This is a genomic window from Limnobacter humi (assembly GCF_024518835.1).
Classification (GTDB): Bacteria; Pseudomonadota; Gammaproteobacteria; order Burkholderiales; family Burkholderiaceae_B; genus Limnobacter; species Limnobacter humi.
The window spans coordinates 653,612-672,802 of record NZ_JANIGO010000001.1; the positions used below are offsets into that span (position 1 = coordinate 653,612).

General features: G+C 56.6%; 16 protein-coding genes. 7 read left to right on the forward strand and 9 right to left on the reverse strand.

Annotated elements, in window-relative coordinates; translation table 11 throughout:
* The first annotated feature begins 97 nt into the window (after window positions 1-97).
* Both NQT62_RS03160 and NQT62_RS03165 read left to right on the forward strand, forming a co-directional pair.
* Window positions 98-889, forward strand: coding sequence for a PaaX family transcriptional regulator C-terminal domain-containing protein (locus tag NQT62_RS03160; protein WP_256763116.1), 792 nt, complete (start codon window positions 98-100; stop codon window positions 887-889).
* 84 nt (window positions 890-973) lie between these two features.
* Window positions 974-2,221, forward strand: coding sequence for an alpha/beta fold hydrolase (locus NQT62_RS03165; RefSeq protein WP_256763117.1), 1,248 nt, complete (start codon window positions 974-976; stop codon window positions 2,219-2,221).
* A gap of 509 nt (window positions 2,222-2,730) precedes the next feature.
* Here NQT62_RS03165 and pstS read toward each other — a convergent pair.
* The 7 genes from pstS to NQT62_RS03200 form a co-directional block, all read right to left on the reverse strand.
* Window positions 2,731-3,762, reverse strand: coding sequence for a phosphate ABC transporter substrate-binding protein PstS (gene pstS, locus NQT62_RS03170; protein WP_370569134.1), 1,032 nt, complete (start codon window positions 3,760-3,762; stop codon window positions 2,731-2,733).
* A 167-nt stretch (window positions 3,763-3,929) separates the two neighbouring features.
* Window positions 3,930-4,706, reverse strand: coding sequence for a phosphate ABC transporter ATP-binding protein PstB (gene pstB, locus NQT62_RS03175; protein ID WP_256763120.1), 777 nt, complete (start codon window positions 4,704-4,706; stop codon window positions 3,930-3,932).
* Between the two features lie 21 nt (window positions 4,707-4,727).
* Window positions 4,728-5,594 carry a phosphate ABC transporter permease PstA gene (pstA, locus tag NQT62_RS03180; RefSeq protein ID WP_370569135.1) on the reverse strand — a complete coding sequence of 289 codons (867 nt, stop codon included), beginning with the start codon at window positions 5,592-5,594 and terminating at the stop codon, window positions 4,728-4,730.
* A gap of 54 nt (window positions 5,595-5,648) precedes the next feature.
* Window positions 5,649-6,599, reverse strand: coding sequence for a phosphate ABC transporter permease PstC (gene pstC, locus NQT62_RS03185; protein ID WP_256763121.1), 951 nt, complete (start codon window positions 6,597-6,599; stop codon window positions 5,649-5,651).
* Window positions 6,600-6,714: 115 nt separating this feature from the next.
* Complete coding sequence (locus tag NQT62_RS03190) at window positions 6,715-8,727, reverse strand: peptidase U32 family protein (protein WP_256763122.1); 2,013 nt, start codon at window positions 8,725-8,727, stop codon at window positions 6,715-6,717.
* A 96-nt stretch (window positions 8,728-8,823) separates the two neighbouring features.
* Window positions 8,824-9,696 (reverse strand): AEC family transporter, encoded by an 873-nt coding sequence (locus NQT62_RS03195; protein ID WP_256763123.1) that lies wholly within the window; start codon window positions 9,694-9,696, stop codon window positions 8,824-8,826.
* A 109-nt stretch (window positions 9,697-9,805) separates the two neighbouring features.
* Window positions 9,806-10,696: a LysR family transcriptional regulator gene (locus NQT62_RS03200; RefSeq protein ID WP_256763124.1), complete on the reverse strand. Its 891-nt coding sequence runs from the start codon at window positions 10,694-10,696 to the stop codon at window positions 9,806-9,808.
* A gap of 119 nt (window positions 10,697-10,815) precedes the next feature.
* On the opposite strand from NQT62_RS03200, the gene htpX reads away from it, so the two are divergent.
* Window positions 10,816-11,688 (forward strand): protease HtpX, encoded by an 873-nt coding sequence (htpX, locus tag NQT62_RS03205; RefSeq protein WP_256763125.1) that lies wholly within the window; start codon window positions 10,816-10,818, stop codon window positions 11,686-11,688.
* 93 nt (window positions 11,689-11,781) lie between these two features.
* Here the strand turns inward: htpX and NQT62_RS03210 are convergent, their stop codons facing one another.
* Together NQT62_RS03210 and NQT62_RS03215 are read right to left on the reverse strand one after the other, a co-directional pair.
* Window positions 11,782-12,288 carry an NlpC/P60 family protein gene (locus NQT62_RS03210; RefSeq protein ID WP_256763126.1) on the reverse strand — a complete coding sequence of 169 codons (507 nt, stop codon included), beginning with the start codon at window positions 12,286-12,288 and terminating at the stop codon, window positions 11,782-11,784.
* 44 nt (window positions 12,289-12,332) lie between these two features.
* On the reverse strand, window positions 12,333-12,680 hold the full coding sequence (locus NQT62_RS03215) for a DUF4870 family protein (protein WP_256763127.1): 348 nt from the start codon (window positions 12,678-12,680) through the stop codon (window positions 12,333-12,335).
* 438 nt (window positions 12,681-13,118) lie between these two features.
* Between NQT62_RS03215 and NQT62_RS03220 the strand changes: the two genes are divergently transcribed.
* The 4 genes from NQT62_RS03220 to NQT62_RS03235 are packed head-to-tail and all read left to right on the forward strand — an operon-like array spanning window position 13,119 to window position 19,122.
* Complete coding sequence (locus NQT62_RS03220) at window positions 13,119-15,590, forward strand: hypothetical protein (RefSeq protein ID WP_256763128.1); 2,472 nt, start codon at window positions 13,119-13,121, stop codon at window positions 15,588-15,590.
* Between the two features lie 2 nt (window positions 15,591-15,592).
* Window positions 15,593-17,371 (forward strand): hypothetical protein, encoded by a 1,779-nt coding sequence (locus NQT62_RS03225; RefSeq protein ID WP_256763129.1) that lies wholly within the window; start codon window positions 15,593-15,595, stop codon window positions 17,369-17,371.
* A gap of 19 nt (window positions 17,372-17,390) precedes the next feature.
* Window positions 17,391-18,179 carry a hypothetical protein gene (locus NQT62_RS03230; RefSeq protein ID WP_256763130.1) on the forward strand — a complete coding sequence of 263 codons (789 nt, stop codon included), beginning with the start codon at window positions 17,391-17,393 and terminating at the stop codon, window positions 18,177-18,179.
* Window positions 18,180-18,201: 22 nt separating this feature from the next.
* Complete coding sequence (locus tag NQT62_RS03235) at window positions 18,202-19,122, forward strand: Aq_1264-related membrane protein (protein ID WP_256763131.1); 921 nt, start codon at window positions 18,202-18,204, stop codon at window positions 19,120-19,122.
* Window positions 19,123-19,191 lie beyond the last annotated feature (69 nt).

The following is a 19,191-nucleotide window of genomic DNA, read 5'->3' on the forward strand; positions in this document are numbered from 1 at the left end:
CGCAAGCACCGCAATGATCGCACAAACCCGACCCCTCATTTGCAGGCTGCGGCCAGCTTCAATACACTGGCGGTTTATCCAGATCCAACCTGCAGCCGTGCGCAAACCCACTGCCAAAAGCCTTATTCTCGACCTTCTCCTGGCCAATCAGGGCAAACCGATTTCCGCCAAACAGGCCATTGCTGCATGCGGTATTTTTGACATCAGCGTGAACAACACCCGGGTTGCCCTGGTGCGCCTGTCGGCCGAAGGCTTGGTGGAGTCGGCTGGCAGGGCCATGTACCAGCTCACGGAAGATGCACACACCCTGGCCGATGATGTGGCCACCTGGCGCACGCGGTCCAAGCGCATCAGGGCCTGGGACGGCAGTTTTATCGTGGTGCAAGCCGATAAGCTGTCGCGCAACGAGGCCAAACAACAGCGGGCCCGTGCGCGGGCGCTGCTCATGCTGGGCTTCCAGCCCCTGAACGAGCACTTGTTCATTCGCCCCAACAACATCGAAGACAGCCTGGCCGCTGTGCGGAAAAGGCTTTACAAGCTGGGCCTGGAAAAAGATGCGCCCGTGTTTGGTGCCCAACAATTTGACGCCGACACTGCGAAACGAATCACCAAGCTCTGGAATCCGCGGGAACTTGAGCAAACCTACAGCGCTCAAACCAAGAAAATACGCACCTGGCTGGACCGTTACCAAGACCTGGAAACCGAAGAAGCCGCTCGCGAAAGCTTCTTGTTGGGTGGGGCCGCCATCAAGCACGTGGTCTATGATCCGTTTTTGCCGGCTGAATGGCTGGACACCAGCGCCCGGGAGGAGTTTCTGGCCACGGTGGACGAACTGGACCGGGTTGGCATGGGCATTTGGACAACCCTGTGGGACAGCCAGTCGATCTAGAGTAAATGCTCATCCGAAAACCAGCCCTGGGCGTATAAACTCCATCCACACCATTTACTGCTACGCAACATCGGGCCGGGCATCGTGAAACAGCTTTTTAAAACAGCACTCAAGATCAATGAAATTGCTGCCAACACCGCAACCAATGCTGCGGACTGGCTGTTTCGCAAAGACATTCTGATCCAGTCAGGCAAAACCGAATACCAGGTGATCGCTGAAGAAATGCCCATGCGAGTGCGCTATTACGCGCCCGATGCCAACACACCGCACGCCAGCCTGGTGGACGGCGAAGAAGAAACACCACCACAACGGCAACACCCCATTCCATTGGTGCTGGTGCCGCCACTGGGCGTAACCACCGAAACCTTCGACCTGATGCCCGACCGCAGCCTGGTCAAGCACATGGTGCAGGCGGGCTTCCGGGTCTACCTCATCGACTGGGGCAAGCCAGAGCGCAAACATGCTCACCTGGGCCTGTACGACTACAGCCACGACATGATGGGCTCGGCCCTGCAACGCATTCGCCAGCACAGCGGCTCAGAGGAAGTGTCCCTGTTTGGCTGGTGCATGGGCGGCCTGCTGTGCTTGCTGTATGCGGGTTACGGTGAAGACAAGGCCATTCGCAACCTGGTGACGGTGGCCAGCCCCATCGACCTGCGCAACGGCAAAAACATCATGAGCTATGCCTCCAACACGCTCAATGTGATTGCACGCTTTATCCGCAAATACAGCGAATTCCGCTTGGACAATATCAACCCCGCCCTGTTCAGTCCACCCGGCTGGATGGTCAGCCTCGGTTTCAAGCTCACCGCACCGGTGGCCAGCATCACCACCTACTGGGACTTGCTGACCCGCCTGTCCGACCGAGATTATGTGGAGCAGCACACCACCACGGCCGACTACCTGAACAACATGATGCTGTACCCAGGCGGCGTGGTGCGCGACTTCATGGTCCGATTCACCGTGGACAACAAACTGGCCAAAGGCGCCATGAAAATTGGTGACAAGCAGACCGGTTTGTCCAACATTCAATCCAATTTTTTGGTGTTTGCAGGGGAAACCGACCATTTGGTGCCTGCCAGCATGGCCAAGCAAAGTCTGAAACTGGTGGCGTCCAAAGACAAAACCTTCATGTTGGCCCCGGGTGGGCACATGGGGGTTATTTTGGGCAGCAAGGCTGTTTCGCATGTGTGGCAACTGTCTGCTGAGTGGCTGCGCGCCCGGTCGCAGGTGCCCTTGGCGGCGGTCAAAACTGCCCCGGCTGCAGATGCTGTTTCAGCGAAGGCAAAACCCAAAAGCCGCAAGCGGGCAGACAGTCAAAAAGCGGCTTGAGCGACCCCTGTGGTATTGGCACCCGGTGCTTGTTGAATACCCCCAGCAACACCGGTAGCCCGGATTCGCTGATCGCCCCCAGCAACACCGGTAGCCCGGTCCGAACGCCCCCCGAAAGCAAAGGTTGCCCCGCGCATGTCGAACCGTCCCGAGAACTCGCCACTGCGTGGCTCAAACATCTCGGTCCGTGTGTTCGAATGCTGTGCGGTTCACCTCCCCTGCTGCGACAGTCAGGGCCATTGGCCCGAGCGTGCCAAACAGGCACGGTGGGCACAGCCGGTAGGCTGGCCCAGAGGTCGATCCCGACTCGCTTTTTGGAGGGGCGGCCTCAGCGATCGTGAGGCTCAGCGAGGGGAATACCAATGGACCGTCGCCAAGGGGAGTGACCGTGCAGTGCCGCAGTCAACTTACTCGCTAATCTGGACGCAACTCCAATAGTGACAAAACCACGCGCAAAAAAACAAAACCCTCCACGTGGGAGGGTTTTGTACTTCAGCATTACTGACCGATTATTTCACAGCAATCGCCTTGCCATCCGCTGTTTTGATGCCTTTCCAGGAATCATGAATCAGCTTCACAGTGGCGTCCGGCAGTGGAACGTAGTCCAGTTCTGCAGCCAGCTTGTCGCCCTTGGCGTAAGCCCAGTTGAAGAACTTCAGCACTTCAGCCGCCTTGGCACCATCGGTCTGCACTTTGTGCATCAGGATGAAAGTCGCACCGCTGATGGGCCAGGCGCTTTTACCAGGCTGGTTGGTCAGGATTTCGTAGAACTGCTTGCTCCAGTCGGCACCCGCAGCAGCGGCCTTGAAGTGCTCGTCATCTGGCTGCAGGTACACGCCATCCTTGTTCTGCATTTGTGTGAATGTCAGCTTGTTTTGTTTGGCGTAGGCATATTCCACGTAGCCAATGGAGCCGGGCAAGCGCTGTACAAAAGCGGACACGCCTTCGTTGCCTTTGCCACCCAAGCCCACAGGCCACTTCACGGCCGTGCCTTCACCCACGGTGTCGGCCCAGTCTTTGCTCACTTTGCTCAGGTAGTTGGTGAAAATGAAGGTTGTGCCGGAACCATCCGCACGGCGAATCACGCCGATGGCTTGGTCAGGCAATTTCACACCAGGGTTCAGGGCCACAATCGCGGGGTCATCCCACTTGGTGATTTTACCCAGGTAAATATTGGCGAGCACTTCACCATTCAGCTTCATCTGCCCGGGGGCGATGCCCGCCAGGTTGACCACGGGCACCACACCACCAATCACGGTGGGGAACTGCTGCAGGCCTTTGGCCTCCAGGTCAGCGGGTTTCAGCGGCATGTCGGAAGCGCCAAAATCCACGGTTTTGGCATCAATCTGCTTGATGCCACCGCCGGAACCAATCGACTGATAATTGAGTTTGTTGCCGGTTTCCTTGCTGTAAGCGTCGGCCCACTTGGAATAAACCGGTGCGGGGAATGATGCGCCAGCGCCGGTAATCTCGGCAGCTTGTACGGAGGCGAAGCCCAGCGCCAATGCGCTTGCAGCTACGACTGTGGATACTGTTTTCAAGTTGAACATAATGACCTCTCTTTTGAAAGTACGCCCATGATGCATTCGCAATATTTCAACTGTGTGACAAACATAATATTTTCATGAATGCAACAAAGCCACACCAGTGTGCCCGAAAAGGCGCTGATGTGGCTTTGACATGTCAGCCTTGTTATACAGGGCAAGAATCAGCCGAAACGGCCTGTGATGTAGTTCTCCGTCTCTTGCTTGCGGGGCTTCAGGAAGATCTGGTCGGTCACCCCAAACTCCACCAACTCACCCAGGTACATGTAGGCGGTGTAGTCCGAAACGCGCGCGGCCTGCTGCATGTTGTGGGTCACAATCACCACGGTGTAGTCTTCTTTCAGCTCGGTGATCAACTCTTCAATACTGGCCGTGGAAATCGGGTCCAGCGCCGAGCAAGGCTCGTCCAGCAACAACACCTCCGGCTTGATCGCAATTCCACGCGCAATACACAGGCGCTGCTGCTGACCACCCGACAAACCATTGCCGCTCTGGTGCAATTTGCTTTTCACTTCTTTCCACAGCGCTGCCTTGGTCAGTGCCCATTCCACGCGCTCATCCATTTCGCCTTTGGACAGCTTTTCAAACAAGCGCACACCAAAAGCAATGTTTTCATAAATGCTCATGGGGAAGGGCGTGGGCTTCTGAAACACCATGCCGATTTTTGAGCGGATCAACGCAATGTCTTTTTTGGTGGTCAGCAGGTTCTCGCCGTCCAGCAGGATTTCGCCCTCGGCGCGCTGCTCCGGGTACAAGGCATACATCTTGTTGAAAATACGCAGCAGGGTGGACTTCCCACAACCCGATGGGCCAATGAAGGCCGTCACTTTCTTTTCGGGAATTTTCAGGTTCACGTTCTTGAGCGCCTGAAAATCGCCGTAGTAAAAGTTCAGGTTGTTCACTTCCAGCTTGATGCGCTCAAGGGTGGGGGTGTTCATCATCGCAATTCGCCTAAGACAGGATTATTTGGAGTTCTTCAACAAGGCCCGAGCCACCACATTCAACGCCAGTACGCCCAAAGTGATCAGGAACACGCCAGCCCACGCCAGCTGCTGCCATTCGACAAACGGGCTCAACGCAAAATTGAAAATGGTCACCGGCAAACTGGCCATGGGCTTGCTCATGTCGGTGTTCCAGAACTGGTTCGACAAGGCGGTAAACAGCAACGGGGCTGTCTCGCCAGCGATGCGCGCCACCGACAACAACACGCCCGTCAAGATGCCGGCATACGATGCCCGCACGGTAATGGACATCACCATTTTCCATTTGGGCGTGCCCAAGGCATAGGCCGCTTCGCGCAATGCGGCAGGCACCAGCTTCAACATATTCTCGGTGGTGCGGATCACAATCGGGATCTGAAGCAGCGCCAAAGCCACCACACCGGCCCAGGCTGAGAAGTGGCCCATGCGCGAAACAAGAACCGCGTACACAAACAAGCCAATCACGATGGACGGGGCTGACAACAAAATGTCGTTGATGAAACGAACCACGGAGGACAGCTTGTCGTCTTTGCGGCTTTCAGCCAGGTGAATACCCGCCAGAATGCCCAGCGGTGTACCCAGCAACGTGGCAAAACCCACCATCAACAAGGTACCGGTGATGGCATTGGCCAAACCACCGCCGGCGGTGCCGGGGGGCGGTGTCATTTCCGTGAACAAGTTGAGCGACAAACCGCCAATGCCCAAGGTAACGGTGGTGTACAAAATCCAGATCAGCCAGAACAGGCCAAAGGCCATGGCCAACAGGGAAAGGCTCAATGCAAGCAGGTTGATCATGCGACGCTTGCTCTGCATGCGGGACTTTTGCTGGTCACGCTTGCTGAGCTTCATATCGGGCTCGGCGAGTTTGGATTGTTTCATCGGGTCTATTGTGGAGGCCATGGTTCACCGCCCATTGCTGGACAGGCGGGCCAGCAAAATTTTAGACGCCACCAGCACCAGGAAAGTGATCAGGAACAAAATCAAGCCCAGCTCCATCAGCGCCGAGGTGTGCAAACCCGGGGCAGCTTCAGCAAATTCGTTGGCCAGGGCCGATGTGATGCTGTTGCCGGGCGAAAAGAGCGAAATGTCGTTGAGGTAATTGGTGTTGCCAATCACAAAAGTGACCGCCATGGTTTCACCGAGCGCACGGCCCAAACCCAGCATCACGCCACCAATCACGCCCACTTTGGTGTGGGGCAAAATGATTTTCCAGATCACTTCCCAAGTGGTGCAACCCATGCCGTAACCGGCTTCTTTTAGCATCACGGGCGTGACTTCAAACACGTCGCGCATCACCGCGGAAATGTAGGGAATGATCATGATGGCCAGAATAACCCCCGCGCAGAGCAGGCCAATGCCAATGGGCGGGCCAGCAAACAGGTTACCAATCACCGGCACCTTGCCCAGGGTGGCACCCAGCGGGGCCTGCACATACTTCCCGAAAATGGGGGCGAACACGAGCAAACCCCACATGCCATACACAATCGACGGCACCGCCGCCAGCAATTCGATCGCGGTGCCCAATGGGCGGCGCAGCCAGGGTGGGGCCAACTCGGTGAGAAACAACGCGATGCCAAAGCTGACCGGCACAGCGATGATGAGCGCAATCAGGGAGGTCACCAAGGTGCCGTAAATAGGAACCAAAGCACCGTAGCTGTCATTGGGGGGGTCCCAATCGGCCGTCAGCAGGAATTGCAGGCCAAAAGCCTTGATGGTGGGCCAGCTGGCGACAAACAACGACACAATAATTCCACCCAGCAGCAACAGGGTCAACGCGGCTGAACCGGCTGTCAAGATCCCGAACAGCGTGTCTCCACGTTTGCTGGGCGGGCGAATGGTCGAAGTGTTGGACATGTTGTAAACCAGAAATTGGGGGGATTCTGTCGCAGGTTGCCAAGCATACCCCAGCTTTGTGACAGAACCATGACACAAAAAAGACAGAAATGTAAACCGGCTTTGCCCCCGAATTTTAAGCCTTGTTCGGTTTCATGAATGTGATGGGAAACACCGATGGGGGCGGACTTTGAAAAATATCTCGCCGCATCTTGCCCATCACATGCATTTCGCAGGGCTTACAATCAAAGCGCAGCGTGTATTGTTGGTCACCATTGACCAACACCATGGGCTCGGCTTTGACCTGCCCTTGCACGCCCTTCACGCCTTTGGCCTGCTTGGGGCACAGGTTGAATGAAAACCGCAAGCAGTGCTTGGTGATCATCACCGGCACCTCGCCCGGCTCCTCGTGGGCCTCATAAGCCGCCGCAATCATCTCGACCCCGTGCTCGCGGTAAAACGCCCGGGCCTTGTCGTTGTACACATTGGCCAAAAAGCTCAGCGACTTTTCCGGATATTGGACCGGTGGTTGCACCGGCGCCTTGCGGGCCGGCCGAACCCAGGCGGCGACACGGGCGGCGTCGAGACGTTCGATGGCGGTGCGGCGCAGCTGGTTAATCACCGAGGCTTGCACAAACCAGGGCTGTGACAATTCCACGTCCAAGCCCAACGCGGTGTAGTGGGTGTTGCCCAGCTTGCCCAACTGGGTGCGCAGGCTGTCCACCGCCCGCTCGGCCTGCTGTGCCATCACCAACTCGGCAGGTTGTTCCACCGTCACGGCGATACCGTCCTCATCGGTCAGTGCCAAGGTTAAACCGGTCACGGCTCCAGCGGCATCGCGAAGTTCACCCAGGCGCATCCACAAGCCCATGCGCCGCTCGGCGCTGTCCTTGGTGAGGGCCATGTCCCAGGCATGGTCCCGGTTGCGGTGAACTGGCAAACCCGCCTTCAAACCGGTGTAAGTGGCTGTCGGGTCTTTGGGGAATATGCGGTATACCGACACGCCATCGCCCTGCTGGGTTTTCCCGCCACGTCCCGCTGTTGCACTCAGCAACTCGGCCCGGTTCACCTGTACCCCCACCACCTCACGTTTGTGCATGAAATTCAGCCCGTCGCCGTTGTTCAAGGTATCCCGGGTTTCCACGTCAAAACTTTTGTCGCCCACAGCCACCACATGACCAACCGGCAGTCCAATGTATTTGGGCGAATCAAAGGCCCCAATGTCGACTTTGCGCCCGCTGGCAAAATAATCGGTCGAGCCCCGGTGGAAATTGCGGTCCGGGTCAGGTCGGAAGTAGTGGCGGGTGGTCCCGCTGGACGAGCGCACAAACTCGCCCCGGCTTTCCATGATTTCATCGAGCAGAATGCGGTAATGGGCGGTGATGTTCTTGACATAGGCCATGTCTTTGTAGCGGCCTTCAATCTTGAACGAGCGCACACCCGCATCAATCAGGTGCTCCAGGTTGCCACTTTGGTTGTTGTCTTTCATCGACAACAAATGCTTGTCAAAAGCCACCACGGCACCGCTTGAATCCGTCAATGTGTAAGGCAGTCGGCAGGCCTGGGAACAATCGCCACGGTTTGCGCTGCGGCCCGTCTCGGCATGGCTGATGTAGCACTGGCCTGAAAAGGCCACGCACAGCGCACCATGAATGAAGTACTCGATGGTGGCAGAGTCGCCCACAGCGGCGTGCACTGCAGCCACTTCAGGCACGGTCAACTCGCGGGCCAACACCAACTGGGAAAAACCACTGTCTGCCAAAAACCGGGCCTTCTCTGCGGTGCGGATATCGCACTGCGTGCTGGCATGCAACTGAATGGGGGGCAGGTCCATCTGCAGCAGCCCCATGTCCTGAATAATCAGCGCGTCCACACCCGCGTCGTACAACAGCCAAATCAGCTTGCGGGCCTCTTCCAGTTCTGCATCGTGCAAAATGGTGTTCAGCGTGGTGAAAATCCGCACGCGGTACTGGTGGGCAAACTCCACCAGCTTGGCAATGTCGCTCACGCTATTGGACGCATTGTGACGAGCACCAAAGGTGGGACCACCGATATACACGGCGTCTGCGCCATGCACAATCGCCTGGCGACCAATCTCGATGTCGCGTGCGGGCGACAGCAGTTCCAGCTCGTGTGGCAACAAACTCATGATTTTGTGAAGAATTTTCGGGAAGGGTGCCCATTATTCCAAAAACAGGCCCCCAGGGAAAGCAAAACCGTTGAATGCCCCTTCAAAGCACCCGCACTACAGCACCCAGTAAAGCGCCATGGGCACGAACAGCAGGCTCATGAGGTTACCCACCATCACCATGGACGCCACCTGGTGCGGATTCTGACCGTACTGCTCGGCAAACACATAGTTGAGAACAGCCGGAGGCAACGCACCAAACACAATCAGCATGGCTGCATGCCCTGCAGACAGCGGCAACAACCACACGCACAGGCCCGCAAACAGCAAGCCGGTGAGCGGACACACCACCCCGGCAATCAAGCCAAGGCGAACATCCGAGAAGTCCGCCTGCACCAGTCGAACCCCCAGTGAAAACAACAGCAGGGGTATAGACACATCACCCGTCATCTTGATGGCGAAGTACAGGGGCTCCCACACCTGCACCTGGAAAACACTCACAGCAAAACCAGCCAGCGAGGCCAAAATCACTGGCTCTTTCCACAAAGTCCACAAGCGGGCATGGGGGCTCAACATCCAGGTGCCCAACGAGTAGTGGAGGGTATTACTCACCAAAAACATCATCACCGCAGCCGGCAATGCCTCATTGCCAAAGGCCAAAATAGCCAAGGGCAAGCCCATGTTGCCGCTGTTGTTGAACATCACCGGTGGCACGAATGTTTTCCAGTTCACCCCCAACAGACGCGCCACGGGCCAGGCCAGCAGGCCCGAGCCCAGCACCACCATGGCGGCCCCCACGGCCAGCACGCTGTAGGCTTGCAGGTCGAAGGTTTTGCTGGCCAGTGCGGAAAACACCAGGGCTGGCACAAACACATCCATGTTCAACTGGTTCGCAAATCGCATGTCAGGCCGTTTGGCCCGTCCATACCAATAGCCCAGGGCCACAACGGCAAACACCGGAAAGATCACGGAAACGATGCGGATGAACATGGCGCAGGCGAGGCTGATGCGTGAGTCGAAGAACCAAAGCGCGCAGTGTACTTCAAGCGCCCCTGGAAAACGATCGGGGTTTTCAGTGTGTGGGCGCTGCTCGCAACTGTCAGGCTACAGCCGTGGCAAACAATGCCTTGATGGCTGGGTGCTCCATGTTGCGGGGATGGGTGAAAGCGTAATACTCCTCCAGCACACCCTCCACATCGCCCAAATATTCCACCGAAGTTCCACGGGCATAGTCTTCCATCAGCAGGGCAGGCACAGCAAACAGGCCCAGACCTGCTCGGCCAAAGGTGTCCAGCAAGGCTAGGTCATCGAACTCGCCAACCACACGCACGGATATACCCTCGGTTTCCAGCCAGTGTTCCAGCTTCATGCGCAACACGTTGTTGCGCGAGGGCATGAGGAAGGGCGCGCCTTGCAGGCTTTTGGGGAAATCGGCCCGTTTGTCGGCACACAAGGCCGCACTGCCAAAAATGCGCACCGGGTAAGCCAGCAGCTTGGCCACCTGCAGGTTGGCGGTTCCCTGCCCGCCGGGCCGCTCAGCCAGCACCAGGTCAATGTTGTGTTGAATCAGCTCGGCACACAGGGCCTCAAACCGCCCCTCGGTACACACCAGCCGCACAGGGCGTTTCAAGGCCAGCACCGGCTCAATCATGTGAAAGCTCACGGTTTTGGGCAATGCATCGGCAATCCCCACCGACAAACGCAGGGTGTAATCCAGCTCCTCGTCTTCCAGGCTGTCGGTCAACTGCTCGCCCAACTGGAAAATTTGGTCGGCATAGCGCAGGGCCACGCGACCCGCCTCCGTCAGCCCCAGGCCACGCCCCACCGGCTGAAACAGCGACCGCCCCAGCGACTGCTCCAACTGTGCAATCTGGCTTGATAAGGTTTGCGCCCGCAAACCCAAACGTTCAGCTGCGGCCGTCAGGCTGCCAGTTTTGGCCACCATCCAAAAATACCGCAAGTGGTGAAAGTTTAAGTCCGTCAGTTTCATGCCCAAACCCTTCGATTAAATCGATAATTTCTTCACTTTTTATTCTATTTATTCTGGCTAATTCGTCAACTAGACTCAAATCTCATTGTTCCGTTCTCCAGAAGGATCGCTCCAACACCATGAAACGCATTGTTTTGTTCCTGGCCACCAACATCGCCATCATGTTGGTCCTTGGCATCACCGTCCACCTGCTGGGCCTGAACCAATTCATGGCCGGCGGGCAACTCAACCTCACCATGCTGCTGGGCTTTTCAGCTGTATTGGGTTTTGGCGGCTCATTCATCAGTTTGTGGATGAGCAAAACCATTGCCAAATGGAGCACAGGCGCCCAGGTCATTCAGCAGCCCCGCAACGACACAGAACGCTGGCTGTTTCAGACAGTAGACCGCTTGGCACGCCGGGCCAACATCCCGATGCCTGAAGTCGCCATTTACGAGGGTGCCCCCAATGCGTTTGCAACAGGACCCAGCAAATCCAACAGCCTGGTAGCCGTCAGCACAGGGTTGTTGCAAAGCATGTCCCGCGAGGAAGCAGAAGCCGTGCTGGCACACGAAGTTGCCCACGTGGCCAACGGCGACATGGTAACCCTCACATTGATTCAAGGCGTGGTCAACACATTTGTGTTCTTCATTGCCCGCGTGGTGGGCTTTGTGGTTGACCAGGCTTTGCGCAAAGACGATGAAGAGTCGAGCGGTCAGGGCATGGGCTACTTCATCACCGTCATCGTGATGGAAATCACGCTGGGTATTTTGGCTTCCATCATCGTGATGTATTTCTCGCGCAAACGGGAATTCCGGGCCGACGCGGGTGCCGCGCAACTGATGGGCCAACGCCAACCCATGATTAACGCCTTGAAGCGCCTGGGTGGTCTGCAGTCAGGTGAACTGCCATCGCAAATGGCTGCCTCGGGCATTTCAGGCAAAGGTGGTGTGATGGCCCTGTTCAGCAGTCACCCCCCGATTGAAGAACGCATTGCCGCCTTGAGCCGATAAGCAGAAACGCGAACAAACACTGTTGGTTTTGCCCTTTGCCGTGGTGGGTTGCCGGACCTGCCGCGGCGCTTTTTTTTACATGGCTCAAGGGCTTTAAAACAACACCCGGCGCGCGGTCCAGTAATGCCGCTTCCAATAGGCTTCGTCCAGGCTGTTCAGCGTGACACCTTCGCTGGTGGACGCATGCAAAAACCAGCGTGAGCCCAGGTAAATGCCCACATGGTTGCTGCGGCGTCCTGTCCTGAAAAATACCAAATCGCCGGGTTGCATGGCCTCTTGAGCCACATCAAAACCCACATCGGCTTGTTGCTCGGTGGTGCGGGGCAGGTTAAGGCTCAGCCGTTGAGCCAGGGTGATTTGTGTAAATGCCGAACAATCCACGCCCTGGCGGCTGCTGCCGCCCAAGCGGTAAGGTGTGCCCTGCCAAGCTTTCAATTGGTCCAGCAAGGCTTCCTGAACTGTTTTGAGTGACCCGTCTGCTGGAGCGATCCGAGCTCCCTTGGGCAAGCGCTCGCCATCCAGTGTCATAGCGGGTTGTAAGCTGGAGCAGGCCGGCAACACCATTGCCACCGCCAACACCCATGCCAACCCACCCGTCAAACCCCAACTGCACCCCGTGATCCGCCAACGGGAGAAACGCCCAATCAAACCACAGCCCTGCGCTCGGAAAACCGCAGTAGACCTTTGGCAAACCGGTACACCAGCCACACACACAACACCCAATACAGCAGAAACCCAACCCCCACCACAAACAAGACCAGCGCGGCTGCAAACCAGGCCATGCCAATCCAGAAGGTTGAAATGAGCCAGCGGTAGTGGCTTTCATAAATGGTGCCAGCAGCCTCGGTCCTCTTGATGTAACAAATCACCAATGCAATCAGGATGGGAACAAAGGCCGTGAAAATACCCAGGGCACCCAACAGGTAGGCGACCAACACCGTGGTGCGGTTGCTGTCTTCACGGGGGTCTATCAAGTTGTTCGGAGTGTTCATGCCAAGGCTCGGTGGTTGCATACACCGGATGGTAATTCAAGCTGGGCCCAGTGATGAAACCAAGCCACCGCTCCGGTGGATTTCGGGCTTGTCACGCGCTTAAATTGGAATAAACACTCCAATCGAAACGATTGTTAACATGCTGATTTACAAGCATTTTATTGACATCGGAGACTGTCAGGGTTTAAATCAACCGTTACTCCGCAGTAACATTAAGCAAATGATTTGATTGTCGAATTCCCTGCTTTGAAAATCCCGCTTGCCAGTTTGGACACCCATTCAAATTCGTCCAACCCCTGTCAAAGACACCTCAAAATTCAGTGATTTAGGTTTTTTACCACGCTTGTCAGGGCTAACCCGCTCCCCTACACTGCACTGAGCAGTCCGTCGATTTACACCACTTACAACAACATTTACCCCTTTCGGGAGACAGTTGACATGCGTCTCGTTTCATCCGGCTTCATCCCCGGCTTCGCTGCAGCAACCCTGCTGGCAGCCTTGGTTTGGGCACCTGTGACCCAAGCTCAAACCGCCGCCTCCACAGCAGCCCCCAAGATTGAGAAAAAAACCGGCCTGGTGGACGTGAGCAAAGAATACTGGCCCGAAGCCGGCAAATACCCGGTGCCCAATACGCCCTACCAACACACCCTGCGTTCGGTGTCGCTGGAAGACCTGGCCAAGCGCAATGTGCTGCCACTGGGCATTTACCAAGGCACCCCGCAACTGAATGCCAACAAAGACTGGTACGAGAAAAACTTCTACGCCACCCTGGCTGCCAAAAAGGTGTGGAACCCAGGCACAGGCCCAAAAACGCATGAATTCCAGGGCCCGATCACCTGGAAATACGAGCCCATTCCCCAACTGCCGCCACCACCTTGCGATCAACCCCAACCCACCGGCTACGACGCCGAGGGTTGCCGCTATGTGAACACCCTGTTCAAGGATGTGGAAGCCAAAGACCCCGCCAAAGCCAAACAGCTGCGTGAACAGGTCCGCCGCGGCCGTGACGTGTGGTTCAAGGGCACCTTCGGCAACCAGGACGAGCCCTACCTGCACTTTGCCCGCGCTGCGGGTGGACAAAACAAAATCTGGTACCCGTGGCTGGACACCCGTGAACGCAAACACCGCTTCACCAAGTACGGCCTGGTCAACGACCCGGATTGCACCGAAGGCGACGCCTCCACCAACTGGTGGGACAAGTGCCCAGACCCGCACAGCAGTGGTGTATTGGGTTACCGCCGCTACTACGCCGACCCGGTCAAGGACGACAAAACAGGCAAGGTGGTGTTTGATCCCCAAACCTCCCCGTATCGCAAAGACGAGTTGCAGAAAAACATGCGCTACGTGGTCGGCCACCCCTGCGTGCAATGCCACGTGGGCATTGACCCCACCAACCCACCGAAAGACCCCAACCAGCCTCGTTGGGAAAACCTGTCCGCCACCATTGGCAACCAGCACATTGTTCAGCCGCTGATGTTCTTCCAGGGCACCGACCATGACGCCGTGGTTCGCCAGGTATTGAAGGCTGGCCGCCCCGGAACGATTGACACCTCGCTGGTGGCCAACGACTTCCAGAACAACCCGGGCACCCAGAACAACATCATGGACTTCCAAAACCGCCGGGTGTTTGAACATGTCATGAAGGATCCAGTGACCGGGGAAATCAAGAAGGGCCTGACCCAACACGTGCTCAAAGGCGGTGAAGACTCCGTGGGTGATCGCCTAGCGCTGATACGTGTGTACGTCAACATCGGCATGTGCACTGAAGAATGCTGGGCCCCCAACTTCCCGACACCGGGCAAACTGTTCGGCAAGAAGGCCAGCCAAAGCCCATTTTCCATCAAGCAGTGCGCCGCCGAATGCGAGCCCTGGAATTATGCCGATGCGAAAATGGAAGACTTGGCTGCATTCCTCATCACCGGTGGCCCCACTTACCTGGGCAACGCCAAGGACGTGGATGGCTCTGCAGGCCTGAAGTATGTGGACTTCAGCAAAGTACCTCAGGGCCGCAAGGTGTTTGCCCGTGAGTGCGCCAGCTGCCACTCGTCCAAGGTGGCCCCTGAAAACATTCGTCGCGACAAAGCTGCACTGGAACGTTTCTATGACGGTCATGTGTTCGGTTCAGAGCAATTCTGGAAATACGAATTCACCGATGAAGAACGCAACTCTGCCAAGTTTGTGGCGCAATACATGGCCAAGGACGACAAGGGCAACCTGCGACCCAAACAATTCGCCAAAGACGGTGTGTTTGGTCAGGACTGGTTGGGCAACGATGAACTGACGCCCTTCCACGAAATTGGTACCAACATGTGCCGTGCCCTGCACGACAACCACAACAAGGGTCACATCTGGGAGGAGTTTTCATCGGAAACTTACAAACAGCGCAAGAGCCCCGGCAAAGTGGATGTAACCCTCAACCGCATGGTGCCAGGCTTGGGCGGCACCAAAGTGGGCGAGCGTGAAATCACCGGTGGCCCTGGTTACCTGCGCAACATCAGCCTGCTGTCGGTGTGGGCCACAGCCCCCTTCCTGCACAACAACGCCATTGGTGAAATGCCCGTGCAAAAGGACGGCACACCCGACGCCACGGTTGCAGGCCGCATCAAGGCCTTTGAGCAATCCTTTGATGAACTGATGATGAGCGACGACCCGAAAGTGAAGCCATCGCGTCCGGTGAAAATTTCCACCACCGACACCGACATCAAACTGGCCCTGCAGGAAGACCAGGGTGGATTGGTCAAGCTACCCGTGAAGAAAGGCACAGAAATCGGCAAGTTCACCAGCAGCGACCCGCACCATCCGCTCACACAAAAGTGCGATGATTTGGTGGAGAACAAAGGCCATCAGTTTGGTGTTTCACTCTCAAAGGACGAAAAGCGCGCCCTGCGTGAATTCTTGAAGTTGATGTAAACATGGCAAAACGAACACGGGTTTGGGTGGCCTTGGCCACCATGGTGGCTGTGGCCGCTGGGTGGAACTGGATGCGGGACAATGAAGCCCGCAGCCAGGCCAGTGTGACAGCACTGGCCAAGGTGGTCGACAAAGCCGACCCGCACCTGGCGCTCAGCGCCACCGTGCTGGCCGATGGCGACTTGCCACCGGAAGGCACCCGATCCCTGTTCGACCATGTGGCCGCCCAAAACGGCGGCGTGCCATACCCCTTTCCCAAACTGATTGAAGCCCTTCAAAAAATGAACCCAGAGGGCGCACCACCTGTGGCGGTGATGCTACCGCACGGGCGCTCTTTGTTGAAAGGCCAGGCCGATGACGCACACCCGCGTGTGCTGCTCGCGGCTGACTTCCAAGCCCCCAACACGCCCGCTGCATTGGGTGTTAACGCACGGGGCCAGCTGTTTCTGGGCTTTGTGGAAAACGCCAATGAAATTGAAGTGCTCAGCTACAACGAAGCAGCGGGCCGTTATGAATTCCAATTGGTGCAAGACTATTCAGCAATCGGGGCACGCAAGTTGGTGTACGCCCGGCGGCAAATTTGCCTAACCTGCCACCAGGGCGGGGCACCCATTTTTCCGCAACGCCCCTGGAACGAGACCAACGCCGCCCCCGACACGGTGGAAGCCATGCTGCGCGCCCGCACCAAGGCCGGCCTTGACACACAGACCTACCTCGGCTTGCCATTGCAGAACACGCTAAGCTCACCCGAACGTTTTGATGAACTGACCGATGTCGGCAACTTCTTTGCCACCACCCAACAGCTGTGGCTGGATGGCTGTGGCAATCAGGGCAACACATCGGTGGATTGTCGTAAAACCATGCTCAAGCTGGCGTTGCAATACAAAGTGCGCCCTGGCGATTTCAAGGAAGAGGGCGTTCAAGTGGAACGCTTGAAAACCCTTCAGGCCAAGGCCCTGAGTGACCGCACGATTGCGGTGGCTGAATCTGACCTGACCAATCGAGATCCAGTGGCGGAGCAAAAGGGCATCAAGGGTTGGTGGCGCAGCTTGACCACCGCGCGCATTCAACTGGGTGACGGTGCCAAAAACAACGAAGACCTGGAGGCTTTTGACAAGCTACCCAAGCTGCCCCTGGCGCTGGACCCGCTGACCAAACGCGCCCCAAAACGCATTCTGACGGCAGCCAATGTCGACGGGGTTTATGGCTTGGCCAGCCTGTTGACAGAGAGCGACATCAACACCTTGATGGAAGCCGCCAACTGGCAATTCGACAACCTGGCCAAGGCAGTCGACAAGCTGCCCGACCCCCTGTTTGATGCCAAACCCTTTGAACGGGTCAAGACCGTTCAGGCCTTGATGAAAAGCACTGAACTGCCCAAGGTACGCAGCGGCGGCCCAGTTCAATTGGCGTATTTGTTCACCGATGTCAGCGACATGTCACCCCCAATCGCCACTGGCGTACCCCCATTGCAATTAAAAACAGGCTCATCGCTTGAGCCTTTTGAAACCTATTGCTTTTCATGTCACCGCGGCAACCCTGCCAAGCGGCTCAATTTCATGGGTGCCGACAGTGAAGACAAGGTTCTCGCCCAAATGCGCGACAAAACGGAAATTCGGGATGCGTTGGATTGGGAGCGCTATGAAGGCACCGACAAGGCGTCCATGTTGATGCCGCCGCGCGACTCCAAACAATACGCGTTGATGGTTGAAGATCAGAAAAAAAATCCAAAGCTGAGAGAACAAATGCGGGCGGTTGTCCCGAGCCTGTTCGGCTTTTGAAAACACACAAGGAGCCTGGATGTTTGCACAACCCATCACCAACCGGATGCGCTGTTTGCACGTTGCAGTGCTGCTGGCCCTGTCGGCCACTGCAGCGCAAGCGCAACCTCTGTTTGCCAATCTGTACAAGCAACAATACGGTTATTCCCCTGCCTGCACCGCCTGTCACCGGGACGGTGGCGGTTCGCCGTTGAACAATTTCGGCAAACAGTTCAAAGACGCGGGCGAAAGCCTGGCTGCCTTTACCAAAATTGGCGACCTGGATGCCGATGGCGATGGGTTTAAAAACGTTGTGGAAGCCATGGCCAAAGCCAACCCGGGCGTGAAGGAGTCTACCCCCAACAACAAGGGTGCGTGGCTGGACATTTCCAGCTTGATTCCCAAAGAGGTGCAGGAGCAGTTCCCGGATGTGAAGGAATACCTGCCGCGCGATGCCTTCCTGACTCCGCAGGATATTGAACGAGCCAAAGGCATGGGAGCCACCCTCAGTCAAAAAGATGACAACACCATTTACATTCCCCTGAAAGACAAACGCCCAGCCGGTGCGGCTCTGATTTTTCCGGCGGAGTACCAAGGCAAAGCATTCTTCTTGATGCTGGTCACCGATCGGCAATTGACCATCACCAGCGTACAACCCATCAACACCCGCCAGGTGAAAGAAGCGGCCAACCCCGCTTTGTACGGCGCCTTCAAAGGCATGGCATTGGACAAACTCACCGCCGGTTCTGGCCAGGACTTGAAAGCAGCAGTGGCCAACGCAGTGAAAAAGGCGGGTACCTTGGTGTTTGTTCGATTAAAAACCGCCTGAAAATGCGGCAGGGGGCTGTAGCGTGCTGAAGTGGATTCGACAAGCTGGGTTGATGGTGGTGCTGGGCTTAAGCCTTGGCGTGGGGTTAAACCTTGGCCAGCATTGGCTGGGGTGGGCGACCAACACGCAACTGATTCAATCTGCTGACGCCCAAACCTCTACGGCCCAAACAGCGGCATCTGAATCAGGCTCAAGCAGTGAGCCTGCGGGCACAGGCCCTGCCACCGCCAGTGGTGATGCCAATTTTGATTTCTTCAGCGACAAGCCGGTTGAAAGCACCGATGTGGTGGTAATACCTCCCGAACAATCGCCATGGATTACCGTGGGTGGCCCCATCGCACTGCTGATGTTCGGGGGTTTTATTTTGTGGGTCACCAAACTGCTTATCCCATTCGACAAGCATTCGGTGGACATCAACCTGCGCAACTTTCCACCTGCTGCCAAGCGGGGCATGGCCATTGCCGTGGTGCTGTTTGGTATTGCGTTTGCGTTTGGTGCGAGCGAGATTTGGTATCAAATGCAGTTCTTCGGCAGCTCGGCTGAGTTCATTAAAGCCATGTCGTTGGGGAAACTGATCGTGATGACCCACGCCCACCTGTTTGGCTTTACCACCGCCTTTTTTATTGTGGGTATTCCGTTTTCCATGCAGTTCAATCACATTCGCCTGTACCAGTGGATTTTTCCGATTGGCCTGACGGCATCGCTGGTTGACGTGATGAGCTGGTGGGGCATCAAGTACATTGCCAACTCGTTTGAGATGGTGTCCATGGTGTGCGCGTTGCTGTTCTCCGGCAGCTACCTGTGGATGCTGATCGGCTTGCTGCGCACCCTGGCCTTCCCTGAAGTGATTTGGGCATCAGACAAAGACCGCGCCTTGCGCGCCGAAGAACTGAAGCGCAAACGAACAGCCAAACGCGAATTCCGGAAGTTCTTCAACGGATAAGGGCAGGGTGATAACACCCAGCACCCACTTCTCACCCGGATATCCGCACTGGTAACCTTTGTCTCCCAC